Source organism: Geminicoccus roseus DSM 18922 (assembly GCF_000427665.1).
Taxonomy (GTDB): domain Bacteria; phylum Pseudomonadota; class Alphaproteobacteria; order Geminicoccales; family Geminicoccaceae; genus Geminicoccus; species Geminicoccus roseus.
The window spans coordinates 4,416,168-4,433,675 of sequence record NZ_KE386572.1 but is presented as its reverse complement, the minus strand read 5'-3'; the positions used below and the strand labels follow the sequence as shown (position 1 = coordinate 4,433,675).

Genomic DNA, 17,508 nt, shown 5'->3' with positions numbered 1-17,508 from the left:
CTGCTGCGGAGAAAAGGCGATGAACGCTTCTGCCGACGAACCCTTGCTGCTCACGCCGGGACCGCTCACCACCAGCCGGGCGGTCAAGGAGGCGATGCTGCGCGACTGGGGTTCGCGCGACCAGGCCTTCATCGGCATGAACCGTGCGGTGCTGGACCAGCTGGCCGCCCTGGCCGGCGGCAGCGGCATGGTGGCGGTGCCTATGCAGGGCAGCGGCTCGTTCGCGGTCGAGGCGATGCTCGGCACCTTCCTGCCCCCATACGGTCGGCTGCTGGTCTGCGTGAACGGCGCCTATGGCAGCCGGATGGTCGATATGGTGCGCCGGCACGGGCGGAGCGTCACGGTGCTGGAGCAGCCGGAGGACCAGCCCACCGACGTCGCGGCGCTCGACCGGATGCTGGCCGCCGACCCGGCGATCACCCATGTGGCGGTGGTCCAGTGCGAGACCACGTCCGGCATCCTCAACCCGGTCGAGGACGTGGCCCGAACGGTGGCGGCCCGTGGGCGAAGCCTGCTGATCGATGCGATGAGCGCGTTCGGGGCCCTGCCGCTGGATGCCGGCGCCGTGCCGTTCGACGCGATGGCGGCCTCCTCCAACAAATGCCTGGAAGGCGTGCCGGGCATGGGCTTCGTGGTGGCACGGGAACAGGCGCTGGCGGCCTGCGCCGGCCAGGCACCGGCCCTGTGCCTGGACCTCCAGGCGCAGCACGAGGCGATGGTGAAAACGGGGCAGTGGCGGTTCACCCCGCCCACCCATGTGGTCGCCGCCCTGGCGCAGGCCCTGGCGCAGCACCGGGCCGAGGGCGGCGTCGCCGGACGGGGGGCGCGCTATCGGGAGAACTGCCGGATCCTGGTCGAGGGGATGCGGGCGCTGGGCTTCGCGACGCTGCTGGACGATGCCGTGCAGGCGCCGATCATCGTGACGTTCCGGATGCCCGACGCGCCCGGCTTCTCGTTCGAGCGGTTCTACGAGGCGCTGCGCCAGCGCGGCTATGCGATCTATCCGGGCAAGCTGACCGTGGCCCCCTCCTTCCGGGTCGGCTGCATCGGCGCGCTGGGTGCCGAGCAGATGCGTGCCGCGGTGGCGGCGATCGGCGAGGTAGCGGCCGAGATGGGTCTGGCCCGGCCGGCCGCTGCCTGAGCGGACGGGTCCGGGCGCGGGGCTGCCGGAGGACCGGCCAGCACCTGGGGCGCTTCCGGGGGAGGCCGGCATTCTCGAGTTCGTTCGTGCAAGGGAGCGGCCGGGTCCGGCCATGGGCGACGGGCGGCAGCCGATCCCGGGTTCGTTCGTGCAAACCGTTTGCCGCGACCGGGCATGGTGCGGCGGAGGCTCGGGTTCGTTCGTGCAAAACGCGCCGGACGGCTGGCCGCGGGCGCGGAGCCGGGCGGGCGCGTCCGGCCATGGGCGGCGGGAGGCGCAGCCGAGCCTGGGTTCGTTCGTGCAAAGCGGCTGCCGCAGCCGGGCATGGTGCGGACGCCCGGGTTCGTTCGTGCCGGTGGGCGGTTGCGGGCGCGTGCTCGGGTTCGTTTGGGAGATGCGTCCGGGGCGGATGGCCGGGCGATGGTGGGATGGGGTTCCGGCCGCGATGGGCCGGGTGGCGGAGGGACGTGGATGAGCTTCGGGTATCGGCGGTTCTATCGGGGGCCGGTGGCGGCGGTGATCTTCGACATGGCCGGGACCATTGTCGATTTCGGGTCGCGGGCGCCGGCAGGGGTGTTCGTGGAGGTGTTCCGGCGCCATGGGGTGAAGATCAGCCTGGCCGAGGCGCGCGGGCCCATGGGGGCGGAGAAGCGGGCGCATGTCGCCGAGCTCCTGGCGATGCCGGCGGTGCAGGCGCGCTTTGTCGAGCGGCATGGACGGCCCTCCGCGGAAGCGGACGTGGATGCCATCTACCAGGACTTCATTCCGCTGCAGATCGAGACGCTGCCGCAATTCTCCGACCTGATCGAGGGTGCCGCCGAGACGGTGGCGGCGCTGCGCGCCCGCGGCGTGCGGATCGGCGCCAATACCGGCTACAACCGGGAGATGATGGAGGTGGTGCAGGCGGCGATGGCCCGGCAGGGGCTGGAGCTGGACAGCGCGGTGGCCGCCTCGGACGTGCCGCGCGCCCGGCCATACCCGGCCATGTGCCTGCGCAACGCCGCCGAGCTGGCGGCGCCGGCGGTGGCGGCCTGCATCAAGGTCGACGACACCATCCCGGGCATCGAGGAAGGGCTGGCCGCCGGGATGTGGACGGTCGGCCTGACCTGGTCGGGCAACGAGGTGGGGCTGGCCCCAGCCGAATGGGCGGGGCTGCCGACGGAGCGGCAGAAGGCGCTCGTCGCCCGGGCCGAGGCCCGCATGCGCGCGGCCGGCGCTCATTACGTCATCGGCTCGGTGGCGGAGCTGATGCCGGTGGTGCAGGCCATCGAGGCGCGCCTGGCTGCCGGCGAGCAGCCCTGACGCCCAGGCGGAGGATGCTGACCGCCTGAACCCTCAGTTCAGGCGGAACCCGCGGCAGCCAAGCTGCTCTTCCTCGATCAGGATCTGGCTGCCGCACGGCCGCTCGACGAAATAGCGTCGGCCATGATCATCGTCCTCGACATGGATCAGGTCGACCGGTTCGCCGGTTCCGACCAGGACCATCTGCAGGATCCGGGCCGGCAGCGGCAGGGCGGGCATGGGAAGGATGGCTGGTTCCACGATCACGGCAACCTCTCTAGGCTCGTTGTCCTAGGATAACAGTCCCTATGCCGTTGGCAAGTCCTGCGCTTCGTCCACGCATCCCCCCGCCGGCACGACCGGAGGATGCGCCTGCAATGGTTAACGCACCCTTTACGCCGCAGGCCAAATGAAAATCTTCAGGCAACCGATGTCATTTCATGAAATGAGAAGGCCCCGGACCATACGGCCCGGGGCCTTCTCCCAACAATCTCCGAGCCCGGACGATCAGCCCAGGTCGGCGAACAGGTCGGTGGACAGGTAACGCTCGGCCGCCGAGGCCAGCACCACGACGATCCGCTTGCCGGCATAGTCCGGGCGCGCACCGACCTCCAGGGCCGCGGCCACCGCCGCACCGCTGGAGATGCCGATCGGGATGCCCTCGATCCTGGCCACCGCCCGCGCCGTCTCGAACGCGGTCTGATTGCCGATCCGGACCGCCTCGTCCAGCACGTCGGTGTGCAGGTTCTCCGGGATGAACCCGGCGCCGATCCCCTGGATCTTGTGCGGGCCGGGCTTGCCGCCGGAGATCACCGGGCTGTCCTCGGGCTCCACCGCGATGATCTTCAGGTTGGGAAGGCGCGGCTTCAGCACCTCGCCGACACCGGTGATGGTGCCGCCGGTGCCGACGCCCGCGATGAAGGCGTCGAGCTTGCCGCCGGTGTCCGCCCAGATCTCCTCCGCGGTGGTGATCCGGTGGATCGCCGGGTTCGAGGGGTTCTCGAACTGCTGGAGGATCACCGCGTTGTCATGCTCGCCGACGATCCGCTGCGCCTCCTCGATCGCACCGCGCATCCCCTTGGGCCCGGGCGTGAGCACCAGTTCCGCGCCCAGGAGCTTGAGGATCTTGCGCCGCTCGACCGACATGGTCTCGGGCATGGTCAGGATCAGGCGGTAGCCCTTGGCCGCGGCCACGAAGGCCAGGGCGATCCCGGTGTTGCCCGAGGTCGGCTCGACCAGGAGGGTGTTCTTGTCGATCTTGCCGGACTGCTCGGCCGCCTCGATCATCGCATAGCCGATCCGGTCCTTGACCGAGCTCAGCGGATTGAAGAACTCGAGCTTCGCGAGGATCTCGGCCTTCACGCCGCGCTGCTCGGCGATCCGGTGCAGACGGACGAGCGGCGTCCCGCCGATCGTGTCGACGATGCTGTCATAGATGCGGCCGCGGGCGTTCATGTCGATTCGCACCGTACTTTCTACACTTTCCATTCTGCATAACTCCCTTTAACCCACGCGAGCTTATGCAGAAATGTAGTGGCAAGTGCGCGGCGCGCAACCAGCCCTGTTCGACCGGCCTCGCGGCGGCCCAACAGAACCCGGCTCCCGACCTCGCCTAGATCACGAAATCGGCGCTGCGCACCTGGTCACCCACCAGCCCGGCACGGCGGGCCTCCTGGCACAGGTCCTCGATCGATACCTCGTCCAGGCGCTGCATCAACTCCCGCTCGGTGCGCTCGAAGAACGGCAGGATCACCTGCGCGCCCAGAGGCGAGCCAGCGCTCTGCTCCTCGTTGCCGCCGATCATGTTGTGCAGCGCCGTGCCGGTCAGGTCGGTGTCGCCCTGCACCACCCGGACGATCTCGCCGACGCTGATGCGTCGTCGCTCCCGCGCCAAGCGGTAGCCGCCGCGCGGCCCGCGCACGCCCTTGAGCAGCCCGGCGCGCACCAGCTGCTGCATGACCTGTTCCAGGTAGCGGCGCGGCAGGTTCAGCCGCCGCGCGATGTCCTGGCTCTGCACCGGATCGGTTCCACCGTGGAAGGCGATATCGGTGACGGCCTCGAGAGCCAGTGACAGTTTCTTTGAAGGTTTCAGCATCAGGCCACCCTCCCAGTGGTGGCGGACAAGCTGTTCATCCTTGCCCTCCAGTAGCACCGGCTACTCCAGTAGAGCCAAAACCGCCAACTCCCCGCCGGGTTTCCGACAGGAGCTTATTCTCTTGCCAAAGTATCCGCGACACGGGCGCGACCACCAGCTGCGCGATCCGCATGCCGCGCTCGATCGAAACCGCCTCCTCCCCGAGGTTGGCCATGATCACCCCGAGTTCCCCGCGATAATCGGAATCGATCGTGCCCGGCGCGTTCAGGATCGTGATGCCGTGCCGCGCAGCGAGACCAGACCGCGGCCTGATCTGAGCTTCATGATCTTCCGGCAGAGCTATGCAGATCCCTGTCGGTACTATGATACGTGCCATCGGCAGCAGCCGGATCGGCGCGTCGGCCGGGATCGCCGCCAGAAGGTCCATCCCGGCGGACCCCGCCGTGGCATAGGACGGCAGTTCCAGGCCAAGACCGTGTTCCAGCCGCCGCACCTGGACGATCACCTCAGCCACGCCCGAACTCCCGGGCGATCCGCCGGACCAGGGTCGCCGCCACCTCGGCCTTGCTTCCCCCCGGCCAGGCTTCCGGCTCGGCGCCGGCCCGAATCAGGGTGACCCGGTTGCGGTCGCCGCCGAACGTCCCCGACCCCGCCGAGACGTCGTTGGCGAGGATCCAGTCGCATCCCTTGCGCTGCAGCTTGGCGGACCCGTGTTCCACCAGATTCTCCGTTTCTGCCGCGAACCCTATGACCAGACGCGGTCTTTTATCATTTTGTCGCGAAACTGTCATCAGGATGTCGGGGTTCTCGACCAGCCGGATCGCCGGCGGCGCGCCCCCGGGCTCCTTCTTGATCTTGTGGTCCGGCACCGCCTCCGGCCGCCAGTCGGCCACCGCGGCCGCCATCACCGCGAAATCGGCCGGCAGCGCCGCGAGCGCGCCCGCCAGCATCTCCTCGGCGCTCTCCACCTTGACCACCCGCACGCCCGCCGGATCGGCCAGCGCTACCGGCCCGGACACCAGGGTCACCTCGGCCCCGGCCCTCGCCAAGGCCTCGGCGATGGCATGGCCCTGCTTGCCGGAACTGTGGTTCATGATGAAGCGGACCGGGTCGATCGCCTCGCGGGTCGGGCCGCTGGTCACCAGGGCGCGCAGGCCGTGCAGCGGCCGCGCGGCCGGCCGCAGCCGCGCCAGCACCGCCGACACGATCTCGGCGGGCTCGGCCATCCGGCCGGATCCCACCTCGCCGCACGCCATGTCCCCGGCGTTCGGCCCGATGAAGCCGATCCCGTCCTGGGCGAGCATCCGGACGTTGCGCCGGGTCGCGGCATGGTTCCACATCATCGGGTTCATCGCCGGGGCCACCAGCACCGGCTTGTCGGTGGCCAGCAGCACGGTCGAGGCCAAGTCGTCGGCGATCCCGTGCGCCATCTTGGCGAGCAGGTTGGCGGTGGCAGGCGCCACCACCACCAGGTCCGCCTCGCGCGACAGCCGGATATGGCCCATCTCGGCCTCGTCGGTCAGCGAGAACAGCTCACTATAGACCTTTTCCACCGAGACCGCCGCAACCGACAGCGGCGTAACGAACTGCGCGGCGGATCCGGTCATCACGCAGCGCACCGCGACGCCCTGCTCCTTCAGCCGCCGGATCAGCTCCAGGCTCTTGTAGGCGGCGATTCCGCCGCCGATCACCAGGAGGATGCGCCCAGGTCCGCCCGGCCCGCCCCTGGGCAGGCCCAACTCCGCATCGTCCATGGTCGTCCGCTCCCGCTATCCGATGACCCATCCGAGAAAGAAGGCCGCGGCCATGCCCGCCACCCACAGCCAGCGCCGCTCGGAGCGGATCGGCGTTTCCTTTTCGAACCGCTCCAGGACCCGGTCGAGCCGGCGCATCACCGTGGGCGCCCGGCTGGCCAGGCCCTGCAGGTCCTGGGCCATCTCGATGACCCGTGCCTGAGGCCCGAGATGGCGTGCGATCCAGTCCGCCACCAGGGGCTCGGCGGTCTGCCAGATGTTGACCGAGGGATTCAGCGCCCGGCCGACCCCCTCGGCGACCACCATGGTCTTCTGCAGCAGGAGCAGATGCGGCTGCTGCTGCATGTGGAACTGCTCGGCCACGGTCAGGATCTGGCCGAACAGCCGGCCGATCGAGATGTCGGCGAGCGGCTTGCCCAGGATCGGCTCGCCGATGGCGCGCGCCGCCTGGGCGAACGCGTCGCGGTCCTCGTCGGGCGGCACGAAGCCCGCGCGCACGAACACGTCGGCCACCCGCCGGTAGTCGCGGCTGAGAAAGCCCACCAGGATCTCGGCCAGATGCTTGCGGCTCTCCAGGTCGAGCCGGCCCATGATCCCGAAATCCACCGGCACGATGGTGCCGTCCGGCTCGATGAAGGTGTTCCCGGGATGCATGTCGGCATGAAAGAAGCCGTCGCGGAACACCTGGTTGAAGAACACCACCGCGGCCCGGTCCAGGATCACGTCCGGGTCCAGGCCCTGCTCCAACAGCTTCTCGCGCTGGTCCGACGGCGTGCCGCCGACCCGCTCCAGGGTCAGCACCCGGCGCGAGGTCCGCTCCCAGTCGACGTAAGGGACCCGGAAGCCCTCGTCGCCGGCGCAGTTGCCCGCGAACTCGGCAGCCGCCGCCGCTTCCAGGCGCAGGTCGAGCTCGCGCCGGGTCCACAGGCTGTGCACCGCGACGGTGGCCACCGGCTTGAGGCGGCGCAGATGCGGTAACAGGTACTCCACCGTCTGCGCCAGCCAGGTGAAGAAGGCCAGCTCGCGCTCGATCGCGATCTCCACCCCCGGGCGCAGCACCTTGACCGCGACATCGCGCCCGTCGGGCAGCACCGCGAAATGGACCTGGGCGATCGAGGCGGCCGCGATCGGGATCTTGTCGAAGCGCTGGAACAGCCGGGTGATCGGCTGCTCCAGCTCGCGCTCGATCAGCGCGATGGCGAGGTCGCCCGGAAACGGGTCGAGCCGGTCCTGCAGCCTCGCCAAGTCGCGGGCGACTTCGCTGCCCATCACGTCCGGGCGCACCGCCAGCGTCTGGCCGAGCTTGACGAAGCTCGGGCCCAGCTCGACCAGCGCATCGGCCAGGCGCTGGCCCGGCCGCCGGGTGGCGCGCCGCCCGGCCCAGGGCCCGGCGACCCGCCGCGCCAGGGGCGGGATCGGCAGGAGGTCGACGAAGAACAGCGCCTCGTGGCGCATGAGGACCCAGACGACCCTGAGGCCGCGCAGTCCGTGACGGATCGGGGCGAACAAGATCAGAGACGCCAGCCGGAATGGATCGCCGCGACCCCGCCGGAGAGGTTGCGGACCTTGACCAGCCCGAAGCCGCACCTGGCGACCAGCTGCGCGAAGCTCTTCTGGTCGGGGAAGCGGCGGATGCTCTCGACCAGGTAGCGGTAGCTCTCGGCGTCGTTGGCGACCAGCTTGCCCATCAGCGGGATCATCCGCATCGAGTACTGGTCGTAGATCGGCCGGAGCTGCGGGATGATCAGCCGGGAGAACTCCAGGCACAGGAAGCGGCCGCCGGGCTTGAGCACCCGGTAGGCCTCCTTCACCGCTTGGTCGATATGGGTCACGTTGCGGATGCCGAACGCGATCGTGTAGCTGTCGACCGACCGGTCCTTGAACGGCAGGGCCATGGCGTCGCCGGTCACCCAGGACAGGCCGTGCACCTGGCCGCGGTCGATCGCCCGGTCGCGGCCGACCTCCAGCATGGCGTGGTTGATGTCGCAGACCGTCATCTGCGCCTCGCCGCCGACCCGGTCCATGATCCGGAAGGCCACGTCGCCGGTGCCGCCCGCCACGTCCAGGTGCACCAGGCCCCGGCGCGGCGCCAGCCAGTCGACCAGCGCGTCCTTCCACAGGCGGTGCACGCCGCCGCTCATCAGGTCGTTCATCAGGTCGTAGCGCGACGCCACCCGGTCGAAGACCTCGCGGACCTTCTTCGCCTTCTGCTCGGGATCGACCGTCTCGTACCCGAACGACCGTGCGAGTTCGTCCGCCGCGTCCGTCATCTTACGCACTATCCTCGCCACGCTTGCCCGGCGGTTCTAGGTGATGGCACCTGGATGCTCAACAAGCACCCGTTCCCCGCATTCCCGGATGATATTTTGCCTGAGCTGCCCGAAGTCGAGACCATCAAGCGCGCGCTGGAGCTCCGCCTGACCGGACGGCGCTTCGCCGAGACGGTCCAGCGCCGCCCCGACCTGCGCTGGCCCCTGCCCCCGAACCTGGCCTTCAGGCTCCAGAACCGCCGGATCGAGGGGTTCGCCCGGCGGGCAAAATACATCCAGGTCTTCCTGGACGACGGCCAGGTGATGCTGCTGCACATGGGCATGTCCGGCCGCCTGGTGTTCGACGGCGATCCCATGGGCGCCCATGAGCACCTGACCTTTTGCTTCGACGACGGCACCGTGCTGCGCTTCGTCGATCCCAGGCGGTTCGGCGCCCTGGACCTGACCACCGTCCAGGAGCTGGCCAGCCACAAGCTGCTGGCCGGGCTGGGCCTGGAGCCGCTCGGCAACGCGTTTTCCGGCCAGGCGCTGGCGGCGGCGTTCCGCAACCGGGTGGTCGCGGTGAAGCTGGCGCTGATGGACCAGAAGCTGGTGGTGGGGGTCGGCAATATCTACGCTTCGGAGGCGCTGTTCCGCACCCGCCTGCACCCGGCCACCCAGGCCGGATCGGTTCCGGAAGCGCGGCTGGACGAGCTGGCCGACAACGTCCGGGCGGTGCTGACCGAGGCGATCGACGCCGGCGGCTCGTCGTTGCGCGACTATGTCCAGGCCGATGGCGAGCTCGGCAACTTCCAGAACCTGTTCAAGGTGTACGACCGGGCGGGCCTGCCCTGCCCGGTCTGCGCCGAGCCGGTGCTGCGCATGGTGCAGGGCAACCGGGCGACCTTTTTCTGTGCGCGCTGCCAGCCGGATGGGGCGGCCGGGGACTAGAAGCCCCCCGGCCGCCGCCGGTGAAGCCGGATCAGCCGACCACCAGCTCGTAGCTCTCGATGTTCTGCACCACCAGGCCCAGCGACCTGAACTCGAAGCTGTAGTTGGTGCCGGGGTCGATCACCTCCTCGAACCGGTCGAGCTCGGCCTGGAAGGCGCCCGAGTTGGCGACCCTGGCCGAGAGGTGCAGCTCCAGCACGTCCTCGCCGCTGCCGCCGTTGAACAGGTCCTGGCCGGCGCCGGGGTCGAGCACGTCCAGGACCAGGATGTCGTCGCCCTCGTGGCCGTACAGCTGGTCGGCGCCGGAGCCGGCATAGAGGATGTCGTCGCCGGACCCGCCATAGACCCGGTCGTCGCCGGCATCGCCGCTCAGCACGTCATCGCCGGCATCGCCGCGCACCTGGTCGTCGCCGGCGCCGCCCTGGACGCGGTCGTTGCCGTCGGCGCCATAGACGAAGTCGTCGCCAGCGCCGCCATCGACGAGGTCGTCGCCCTCGGCACCGCGCGCCACGTCGTTGCCGGCGCCGCCACGGATCGTGTCGTTGCCTTCCTGGCCGTAGAGATGGTCGTCGCCGGTCCCACCCTCCAGGATGTCGTTGCCGAAACCGCCGAACAGCTGGTCGGCACCGGCATCGCCGGCCAGATGGTCCTCGCCATCCTCGCCATCCAGCCGGTCATTGCCCGCCCCGCCGGCCAGCCGGTCGTCACCGGCCCCGCCATAGAGCCGGTCCTGGCCGTTGCCGCCGTCGAGCAGGTCCTGATCAGCGCCGCCGAACAGATGGTCGTCGCCGTCCTGGCCGAACAGGACATCGTTGCCGCCGTCGCCATAGATCTTGTCGCTGCCGCCGCCGCTCCGGGCCTCGTCGTTGCCGCCGCTCCCCGACCACTTGTCGGCCGACTTGCCGCCGACCCAGCGATCATCATGCTCGGTGCCGCGCGCGGCGGGCTCGTGGCGGCCGGACGAGGCCTGGTATTCCTCGACCGGGCGCGGCCGGTCCAGCCAGGCGGCGCCGTCGGCCCGGGAAACCAGCACCCGGGTCTCGCCCTCGTCCTGGAAGTCGCCGTCCCCGTTCCCGTCCACCAGATGGACGACGCTGTCCTGGGTCGGCTGGCCGCCGTTCAGCGCCAGGAGGATCGAGCCGTCTTCCAGCACGTCCATGCCGGGACCGGCGGAGGCGGCGTAGCCTTGTGGCAGGAGACCGGCGTTCCAGATCTGCTGAACCTCGCCCGCCTGGTCGATCGAGCCGCTGCCGTCCAGGTCGGTCAGCCGCCACACCCGGTTGTCGCCGCCGCCGGTGAACTCGAACGCGTAGACCGAGCCGTCATGGATGTCGTGGGCGAAGTCCGGGTTGACGCCGAAGGGGTTGCCGTCGGCGATGAACACCGAGACCTCGTCCGCCTGGATGTCGCCGCTGCGGTCCTTGTCCTCGATCCGGTAGATCGTGTCGGGGTCGCGGCCGTTGGTGTCGGTGACATAGGCGACGTCGCCGTCGAACGAGATCTCGAAGGCCGAGGAGTTCGGGTTGATGGTCTGCAGGTCCAGCCAGATGCCGGCCTCGCCCGCGTCCTGGGCGTCGCCGTCGCCGTTATGGTCGGTGGTCTTGTAGATCAGGTCGCGGCTCTCGCCGGACAGGACGCCCGGCGTCACGATGTAGATGTTGCCGTCGTCGTCGCCGGCGATGCCGTTGGGGGTGACCAGGCTGTGGCCGCCGGCATTGCCGGCCGCGGAGAACCAGGCCCAGGCCTCGCCGGCATCGGTGGCGTCGCCGTCGCCGTTGCGGTCGTAGAGCCGGTAGACGCTGTCGGTGCCGTTGTCGCCGGCATAGACCGAGCCGTCCTTGCCCTGGAAGGTGTCCAGGACCGAGGCCAGCGGGTCGGCCAGGCCGGCGGCGTTGTGGCCGTCGAAGAAGACGCCGACCTCGCCGACATCGGCAGTGTCGCCGTCGCCGTTGCGGTCGTGGAGCAGATAGAGCGCCTCGCTGCCCTGGTCGCCGACCAGGAAAGTCAACGGGTTGCTTTTCGTCGCCATGATCTGTCGTCCGTCATGATGGAGCACGAGCGGACGAAGTCAGTAATCACGAGATCGCAAGCGGTCAAACAACATCTACTAGATGTTATTTATACTCGCTGTAATGAGCGCTGCATTTTTACTTTATCGTTATTACTATTCCAATTGTGGCTGCCGCATCAGCCGCCGCGCTGGCGTTCGAACAGGACGCAGGACGCGATCATCTGGGAGTCGGCGCTCGAGGTCTGGGTGTAGCACAGCTCCAGGTGATCATCGTCGATGAGCTTGCCGACCGACTGGCCGTCGCCGTCGGCGGTGACGACGAGCTGCTGGTCCACCGAGATGACGGCGAGCTTGGGCTCGCGGTGATGGGCCGAGCTGATGGTGCCGAACAGGCGGCCGTCCTTCTGGTCGGTGAACTCGATGGTCAGTTCGACCTCGCTGAACACCGGCGTCTTGCCGTCCGTGGCACCGTAATGCCCGCCCTCGCCCATCGTCACCGCCCGGCTGGTGCCCTTCCAGGTTCCCCGGAGGTCCGGCCAGTCGGCCGCCAGGGCGGGCGCCGCCAGCAGCGAAAGAACCAAGGCAGCCCGGATCCGCATCTTGTTTCCTTTCGGGTTCGAGGATCGCCTGCGCCGCAGCAGCGACGGACTCCATCGAGGATGATAGACTTCAAGCGCCGGATTGTCCAAGGTCAGACCGTAGTTTGGCGGCCGGCTCAGCCGTTGATCTCCTGCACGAACGGCCCCATCCCGGCGGTGAGCCCGCCATCCACCACCAGGTCCGCGCCATTCACGAAGCCGGCCTCGTCGCTGGCGAGGAAGGCCACCGCCGCGGCGATGTCCTCCGGGTTGCCGACCCGGCCGACCGGGTACCAGCGGGCCAGCTTCTCGAAGATCTGCGGGTCGCGGGCGATCCGGTCGGTCCAGGAGCGGTTCTGGGTACGGATCGTGCCGGGGCTGACCATGTTGGTGCGGATGCCCTGCGGCCCGTACTCGACCGCCATGGCCTTCACCCACATGGCGAGGCCGGCCTTGGCGGCGCTGTAGGCGGGATTGCCGACATAGACCCGGCCGTTCACCGAGCCGATCGCCACGATCGCCCCCTTGCCGCGCTCGGCCATGCCCGGGATGACCGACTTCATCACGAGGTAGGCAGCGCGCAGGGTGACGTCGAACTCCACGTCCCAGTCGGCCTCACCGGTGGCCTCGACGGTGGAGGCCGAGGTGGCGGCGGCGTTGTTGACCAGCACGGAAAGCGGGCCCAGCGCCTTCTCGGCGTTGCGGACCATGGCCTCCACCGACGTCGCCTTGGTGACGTCGGCCTCCAGCGCCACCGCGGTGCGGCCGGTGGCGGCGATCTCGCGGACCACCTCCTGGGCCGGCGCCAGGTCGAGGTCGGCCACCGCCACCGCCGCGCCCTCCTGGGCCAGGCGCAGACAGGTGGCGCGGCCGATGCCGCGGCCGCCACCGGTGACGAGCACGGTCTTGGCGATGAAGCGGTTCACCGGCCTGCCTCCGCCTGGATGTCCTCGGCGACCTCGTCGAAGGCCTGGAAGGCTGCGCGGGCGGTGTGCACGTAGCCGGCGCGCATGTGGCCGTCATTGTAGAAGGCCAGCCCATCCACGCCGTGGCCGGCCAGGATCCGGGCGGCGGCCACCGTGTCGGCGCCGTCGGCCAGGTCCGGGAAGCTCGGCCGCATGATCGCCGACAGGCTGGCGTCCGGGCCGACCTGGCGGCGGACCTGGTGGATGTCGGCCAGCACGTCGGCAGCGGAACGCTCATAGGCGCACAGCTCCAGCCCGTCGCAGGCGGCGGCCAGGAGCTTCAGGTCGGAGCCCTCGATCCAGCCGCGCGCCGAGGGCCGCTGCACCGAAGGGATCACCCGAACCTCGGCCGCGGCCGGGACCACGTCGCGGATCTCCCGGACCACCTCGGCCACCAGCTTGCAGCGCCAGCGCAGGAACGCCGCGAAGTCCGGGTCGGCGATCAGGTCCGAGGCGATCCAGTCGGCGGCCTGCGCCTCGCTGATGGCGACCTCCGCCGACAGGAACACGTCCAGGGCGTCGCGGACGCGCTTCTGCACGTGCAGCACGTCGATGCCGTCCACCGCGGCGGCGGTGACGGTCGCCTCGGAGAAGTCCAGCCCCAGGAGAAGCTTGGTCCAGGCGTCCATCCGGACCAGGGCGAACTCGTGGTGGTAGCCATGGTCGAACGGCAGCCAGCCGGGCGTTTCCAGGCGCAGGCCGGCCAGGTCGTAGGTGCGGGTCAGGTCGCGGCAGAGCGCCACCACATACTCGCGCGCCTCCGGATGGGCGGGGTTGAGCGAATACCAGTAGGGGTCGCCATAGCAGTTGCGGGCGACCAGGTCGGGATGCAGGCGGCCGAGCGGGGTGTTGTGGAAGCACACGACCCAGCCATAGCGCTCCATCTCCGGCAGGTGCCCGGCGAGATCGGCGAACGGGTCGTGCTCGGCCAGGAGCGGGTTCGGCAGCGGCTGGACGCGCTGGTAGGCGGCGGGATCGTGGCGGAAATAGATGGTGCCGTCCTCGGGGAAGTAGACCTTCCCGGAGCGGCCGTGCGGCCGGAGGAACTTGCCGGCATGGTAGGCGGCGGCGAGGCTGACGGCGCCGGCCCCGGTCGCCTGGATGCGCTCGCCGAAGGAGCCGGGCCCCTCGTCGGCCAGGTCCCAGGCATATGCATAGATCGATCGATAGGCCCGCCGTCCGGCCATGCCGCTTCCCCCGCCGACATCGTTGCTGCCCGCGCATCCTTGCCCTTAAGGTCAGCGGCGGCAAGGCTCCCGCCCAAGGGAGCAAGAATAAGGGATTGGCCTAAAATGAACCGACGTCTCGCCGTCATGATGAGCGGAGTAGCCGCCACGGCGCTCCTGGCCATGAGCCCGGCCCTCGCCCAGGACAAGACCCAGATCCGGGTCATCGTCGCCCATTACAGCGACCAGACCATGGGCATCTTCGAGACCATGGAGGCGGATTTCGAGCAGGCCCATCCGGAGGTCGACATCAAGCTCGAGGACGTTTCCTGGGACAACCTCCAGCAGCGCCTGACCACCGACATCGCCGGCGGCACCGCGCCGGACATCGCGATCATCGGCACCCGCTGGCTGCTCGACTACGCCGCCAACGACATCGCCGAGCCGATCGACGACTACATGACCCCGGAGTTCAAGGCGAAGTTCATCGACGCCTTCCTGGAGCCCTCGGTGATCGACGGGGTGACCTACGGCCTGCCGGTCGCCGCCTCGGCGCGCGCCATGTACTACAACAAGGACCTGCTGGAGAAGGCGGGCGTGGCCGAGCCGCCCAAGACCTGGGACGAGCTGGTCCAGGCCGCCCAGGCGGTGAAGGAGAAGGGCGAAGGCGCCTACGGCTTCGGCCTCCAGGGCAAGGAGATCGAGACCGACATCTACTGGTACTACGCGCTGTGGACCCATGGCGGCGAGCTGGTGGTGGACGGCAAGTCGGGCATCGCCAGCGATGCCGGCGTGCAGGCGGCCGAGCTCTACAAGAGCATGATCGACCAGGGCCTGACCCAGCCGAGCCCGACCGGCTCCAACCGCCAGGACATCGAATCCCTGTTCAAGCAGGGCAGAGCGGCGATGATCCTGTCCGGCCCCTGGCTGCGCGGGCAGATCGCCAGCGAGGCGCCTGACCTGAACTACGGCCTGGCCGGCATCCCCAAGGGCACCACCGAGGCCACCTACGGCGTGACCGACACGATCATGCTGTTCAAGAGCTCCGAGAACAAGGAGATGGCCTGGAAGTTCCTGGAGGAGGCGGCGTTCAGCGAGAAGAACCGCACCGAGTTCTCCGCCAAGGAAGGTTTCCTGCCGGTCCTGAAGGCGGTGGCCGAGGCGCCGGAGTTCGCCGACAACGAGCAGCTCACCGCGTTCACCGACCTGCTGCCGAACGCCAAGTTCGCGCCGCTGATCCCGAACTGGGAGCTGGCGTCGGACGCCGCCACCTCCGCGCTGCAGCGGATCTACCAGGGCGAGGCGGAGCCGAAGCCGGCGCTGGACAGCGCGGTCGAGGTCATCAACCAGGCCATCCAGCAGTAGTCTGGCGACCGGGCGGGCCCGGCAGGCACGGTTCCTGCTTGGTCCGCCCGCACAGGGCCATGCGCAGGGCAGACATCCCGGCCGCATCCTGAAGAGCCGGCGCCGCCCTTGGCAGCGCCGGTTCGCTTTTCCCCGTCCGGCCGAGGTGGGCCACCAGGCCGCCCGGCGATCAACGAGCACGGCCTGATGCACGCACTTCCCATCGTTCCGATCCACGACGACCGCTAGGGGCGCCTCATGCTCGACAAAACGCGCACCCTGCCAGCGCTGCTGATGATCCTGCCGAGCGTGGCCCTGGCGTTCTGGATCATCGGCTACCCGATCTACGACGTCGCCCACACCTCGCTGCACGCGGTCAACCGGTTCGGCAAGGTCCAGGATTTCGCTGGCCTGGCCAACTTCGCCCGGCTGTTCGAGGACCCGATCTTCATCGGCTCGCTCTGGCGCACGATCCTTTGGACCGTCACGGTGGTGGGCGGGACGATCCTCCTGTCGATCCCGATCGCGGTGATGCTCAACGAGGACTTCCACGGCCGCGGCGTGGCGCGGGTGATCGTGATGCTGCCCTGGGCGATCTCGCTGGCGATGACCGCGATCGTGTGGCGCTGGAGCCTGAACGGCCAGTACGGGATGATCAACGCCACCCTGTTCCAGCTGGGCATCCTGGAGCGGCCGACCGAGTGGCTGGCCAATTTCGACACCGCCTTCCCGATCGAGATCGGCATCGGCATCCTGGTCTCGATCCCGTTCACCTCGACGGTGCTGCTGGGCGGCCTGTCCTCGATCCCGAACGACGTCTACGAGGCGGCGACCATCGACGGCGCCACCGGCTGGCAGCGCTTCCGCTTCATCACCCTGCCGCTGATGAAGCCGTTCCTGCAGATCGCGATCGTCCTGAACGTCATCAACGTGTTCAACTCGTTCCCGATCATCTGGGTGCTGACCCAGGGCGAGCCCGCGAACTCGACCGACATCCTGGTGACCTATCTCTACAAGCTCGCGTTCCGCTACGGGAAGCTGGACGTCGCGGCGGCCATGTCGCTGATCATGTTCGCGATCCTGCTGGTGTTCACCGCCGCCTACATCATCCTGGCCGCCCGATCCGAGGAGAAGGGCGCATGACGCCGAAGCTGAAGCGCTCGATCCTCTACTGGCTGATCCTGGGCCCGTTCGCGGTGGTCGCCCTGTTCCCGTTCGCGGTGATGCTGAGCACCGCGCTCAAGCCCGCCGACGAGATCTTCGTGTTCCCGCCGACCTGGCTGCCGACCCGGCTGGCGTTCGAGAACTTCGTGGAGATGTGGAGCGCCACCGGGTTCGGGGTGGCGCTGTTCAACTCGCTCTGGATCAGCACCGCCGGCACCGTGCTCTCGCTGCTGGTGGCGATCCCGGCCGCCTATGCCATGGCGCGGCTGCGCTGGCACGGCCAGGGCTTCTACCGCCAGTTCCTGCTGGTGACGCAGATGCTCTCGCCGATCGTGCTGGTGATCGGGATCTTCCGCCTGATGGCGGCGATGGGGCTGGTGGACAGCCAGTGGGCGCTGGTGCTGGGCTACGCGGCGTTCAACCTGGCCTTCGCCACCTGGATGATGTCCAGCTACTTCAAGACGATCCCCAAGGAGATCGAGGAGGCCGCCTGGATCGATGGCGCCACCCGGCTGCAGTCGCTGGTCCGGGTGTTCCTGCCGATGGCCCTGCCGGCTCTCGCGGTGACCGGGATCTTCACCTTCATCAATTGCTGGAACGAGTTCGTCCTGGCGCTGACCATCCTGCGCTCGAACGAGAAATACCCGCTCACCCTGCAGATCTTCACCCTGGTGGGCGGCGCCTACAAGATCAACTGGCACCACGTGATGGCGGCAACCTTCGCCGCGACCGTGCCGGTGGCGGTGGTGTTCGCGCTGATGCAGCGCGCCCTGGTGCGCGGCCTGTCGCTGGGCGGCGTGAAGTAGGCA

The 17,508-nt window shown here is 69.1% G+C and carries 17 protein-coding genes; 6 read left to right on the top strand and 11 right to left on the bottom strand.

The genetic code is table 11. The features are described from left to right. Window positions 1-19 precede the first annotated feature (19 nt). Window positions 20-1,141, top strand: coding sequence for a 2-aminoethylphosphonate--pyruvate transaminase (locus GEMRO_RS0121935; protein ID WP_027135725.1), 1,122 nt, complete (start codon window positions 20-22; stop codon window positions 1,139-1,141). A gap of 471 nt (window positions 1,142-1,612) precedes the next feature. Beyond that, complete coding sequence (phnX, locus tag GEMRO_RS0121930; RefSeq protein WP_027135724.1) at window positions 1,613-2,443, top strand: phosphonoacetaldehyde hydrolase; 831 nt, start codon at window positions 1,613-1,615, stop codon at window positions 2,441-2,443. A gap of 33 nt (window positions 2,444-2,476) precedes the next feature. On the opposite strand, the gene GEMRO_RS0121925 is transcribed toward phnX, so the two are convergent. The 7 genes from GEMRO_RS0121925 to ubiE all read right to left on the bottom strand — a co-directional run bounded on the left by GEMRO_RS0121925 (window position 2,477) and on the right by ubiE (window position 8,541). Further along, window positions 2,477-2,689, bottom strand: a complete 213-nt coding sequence (locus tag GEMRO_RS0121925) for a hypothetical protein (RefSeq protein ID WP_157505696.1) — start codon at window positions 2,687-2,689, stop codon at window positions 2,477-2,479. 240 nt (window positions 2,690-2,929) lie between these two features. Then, a complete protein-coding gene (gene cysK / locus GEMRO_RS0121920) occupies window positions 2,930-3,877 on the bottom strand; it encodes a cysteine synthase A (protein ID WP_035485807.1) in 948 nt (315 codons plus the stop codon). Window positions 3,878-4,034: 157 nt separating this feature from the next. Continuing rightward, on the bottom strand, window positions 4,035-4,517 hold the full coding sequence (locus GEMRO_RS0121915; RefSeq protein ID WP_027135721.1) for an RrF2 family transcriptional regulator: 483 nt from the start codon (window positions 4,515-4,517) through the stop codon (window positions 4,035-4,037). Between the two features lie 34 nt (window positions 4,518-4,551). Continuing rightward, window positions 4,552-5,031 carry a dUTP diphosphatase gene (gene dut, locus GEMRO_RS0121910; protein WP_027135720.1) on the bottom strand — a complete coding sequence of 160 codons (480 nt, stop codon included), beginning with the start codon at window positions 5,029-5,031 and terminating at the stop codon, window positions 4,552-4,554. Next, window positions 5,024-6,271 carry a bifunctional phosphopantothenoylcysteine decarboxylase/phosphopantothenate--cysteine ligase CoaBC gene (gene coaBC, locus GEMRO_RS0121905; RefSeq protein WP_051329342.1) on the bottom strand — a complete coding sequence of 416 codons (1,248 nt, stop codon included), beginning with the start codon at window positions 6,269-6,271 and terminating at the stop codon, window positions 5,024-5,026. The genes dut and coaBC overlap by 8 nt, the downstream gene beginning before the upstream one ends. A 15-nt stretch (window positions 6,272-6,286) precedes the next feature. Next, window positions 6,287-7,780, bottom strand: a complete 1,494-nt coding sequence (gene ubiB, locus GEMRO_RS31140) for a 2-polyprenylphenol 6-hydroxylase (protein ID WP_051329341.1) — start codon at window positions 7,778-7,780, stop codon at window positions 6,287-6,289. A gap of 2 nt (window positions 7,781-7,782) precedes the next feature. Then, a complete protein-coding gene (gene ubiE, locus GEMRO_RS0121895; RefSeq protein WP_027135718.1) occupies window positions 7,783-8,541 on the bottom strand; it encodes a bifunctional demethylmenaquinone methyltransferase/2-methoxy-6-polyprenyl-1,4-benzoquinol methylase UbiE in 759 nt (252 codons plus the stop codon). Window positions 8,542-8,637: 96 nt separating this feature from the next. On the opposite strand from ubiE, the gene mutM reads away from it, so the two are divergent. Continuing rightward, window positions 8,638-9,471 (top strand): bifunctional DNA-formamidopyrimidine glycosylase/DNA-(apurinic or apyrimidinic site) lyase, encoded by an 834-nt coding sequence (mutM, locus tag GEMRO_RS0121890; RefSeq protein WP_027135717.1) that lies wholly within the window; start codon window positions 8,638-8,640, stop codon window positions 9,469-9,471. A gap of 31 nt (window positions 9,472-9,502) precedes the next feature. On the opposite strand, the gene GEMRO_RS32965 is transcribed toward mutM, so the two are convergent. The 4 genes from GEMRO_RS32965 to GEMRO_RS31130 form a co-directional block, all read right to left on the bottom strand. Then, window positions 9,503-11,500 (bottom strand): hypothetical protein, encoded by a 1,998-nt coding sequence (locus GEMRO_RS32965; protein WP_157505694.1) that lies wholly within the window; start codon window positions 11,498-11,500, stop codon window positions 9,503-9,505. Between the two features lie 158 nt (window positions 11,501-11,658). Continuing rightward, window positions 11,659-12,081, bottom strand: coding sequence for a hypothetical protein (locus GEMRO_RS0121880; protein WP_035485804.1), 423 nt, complete (start codon window positions 12,079-12,081; stop codon window positions 11,659-11,661). A 116-nt stretch (window positions 12,082-12,197) separates the two neighbouring features. Next, window positions 12,198-12,986 carry an SDR family NAD(P)-dependent oxidoreductase gene (locus GEMRO_RS0121875; RefSeq protein WP_027135715.1) on the bottom strand — a complete coding sequence of 263 codons (789 nt, stop codon included), beginning with the start codon at window positions 12,984-12,986 and terminating at the stop codon, window positions 12,198-12,200. Further along, window positions 12,983-14,212 carry an alpha-amylase family protein gene (locus tag GEMRO_RS31130; RefSeq protein WP_051329339.1) on the bottom strand — a complete coding sequence of 410 codons (1,230 nt, stop codon included), beginning with the start codon at window positions 14,210-14,212 and terminating at the stop codon, window positions 12,983-12,985. Before GEMRO_RS31130 ends, GEMRO_RS0121875 begins: the two co-directional genes overlap by 4 nt. Before the next feature lie 105 nt (window positions 14,213-14,317). Here GEMRO_RS31130 and GEMRO_RS0121865 point away from each other — a divergent pair, with 105 nt between their 5' ends. The 3 genes from GEMRO_RS0121865 to GEMRO_RS0121855 all read left to right on the top strand — a co-directional run bounded on the left by GEMRO_RS0121865 (window position 14,318) and on the right by GEMRO_RS0121855 (window position 17,505). Beyond that, on the top strand, window positions 14,318-15,556 hold the full coding sequence (locus GEMRO_RS0121865; protein ID WP_027135714.1) for an ABC transporter substrate-binding protein: 1,239 nt from the start codon (window positions 14,318-14,320) through the stop codon (window positions 15,554-15,556). 237 nt (window positions 15,557-15,793) lie between these two features. Beyond that, complete coding sequence (locus GEMRO_RS0121860; protein ID WP_027135713.1) at window positions 15,794-16,678, top strand: carbohydrate ABC transporter permease; 885 nt, start codon at window positions 15,794-15,796, stop codon at window positions 16,676-16,678. Next, window positions 16,675-17,505: a carbohydrate ABC transporter permease gene (locus GEMRO_RS0121855; protein ID WP_027135712.1), complete on the top strand. Its 831-nt coding sequence runs from the start codon at window positions 16,675-16,677 to the stop codon at window positions 17,503-17,505. The genes GEMRO_RS0121860 and GEMRO_RS0121855 overlap by 4 nt, the downstream gene beginning before the upstream one ends. Window positions 17,506-17,508 lie beyond the last annotated feature (3 nt).

Coding starts and splice junctions, on each gene's coding strand:
- GEMRO_RS0121935 (WP_027135725.1), top strand. CDS start 20: ATGAACGCTTCTGCCGACGAACCCTTGCTGCTCACGCCGGGACCGCTC.
- phnX (WP_027135724.1), top strand. CDS start 1,613: ATGAGCTTCGGGTATCGGCGGTTCTATCGGGGGCCGGTGGCGGCGGTG.
- cysK (WP_035485807.1), bottom strand. CDS start 3,877: ATGAACGCCCGCGGCCGCATCTATGACAGCATCGTCGACACGATCGGC.
- GEMRO_RS0121915 (WP_027135721.1), bottom strand. CDS start 4,517: ATGCTGAAACCTTCAAAGAAACTGTCACTGGCTCTCGAGGCCGTCACC.
- coaBC (WP_051329342.1), bottom strand. CDS start 6,271: ATGGACGATGCGGAGTTGGGCCTGCCCAGGGGCGGGCCGGGCGGACCT.
- ubiE (WP_027135718.1), bottom strand. CDS start 8,541: ATGACGGACGCGGCGGACGAACTCGCACGGTCGTTCGGGTACGAGACG.
- GEMRO_RS32965 (WP_157505694.1), bottom strand. CDS start 11,500: ATGGCGACGAAAAGCAACCCGTTGACTTTCCTGGTCGGCGACCAGGGC.
- GEMRO_RS0121880 (WP_035485804.1), bottom strand. CDS start 12,081: ATGCGGATCCGGGCTGCCTTGGTTCTTTCGCTGCTGGCGGCGCCCGCC.
- GEMRO_RS31130 (WP_051329339.1), bottom strand. CDS start 14,212: ATGGCCGGACGGCGGGCCTATCGATCGATCTATGCATATGCCTGGGAC.
- GEMRO_RS0121865 (WP_027135714.1), top strand. CDS start 14,318: ATGAACCGACGTCTCGCCGTCATGATGAGCGGAGTAGCCGCCACGGCG.
- GEMRO_RS0121860 (WP_027135713.1), top strand. CDS start 15,794: ATGCTCGACAAAACGCGCACCCTGCCAGCGCTGCTGATGATCCTGCCG.
- GEMRO_RS0121855 (WP_027135712.1), top strand. CDS start 16,675: ATGACGCCGAAGCTGAAGCGCTCGATCCTCTACTGGCTGATCCTGGGC.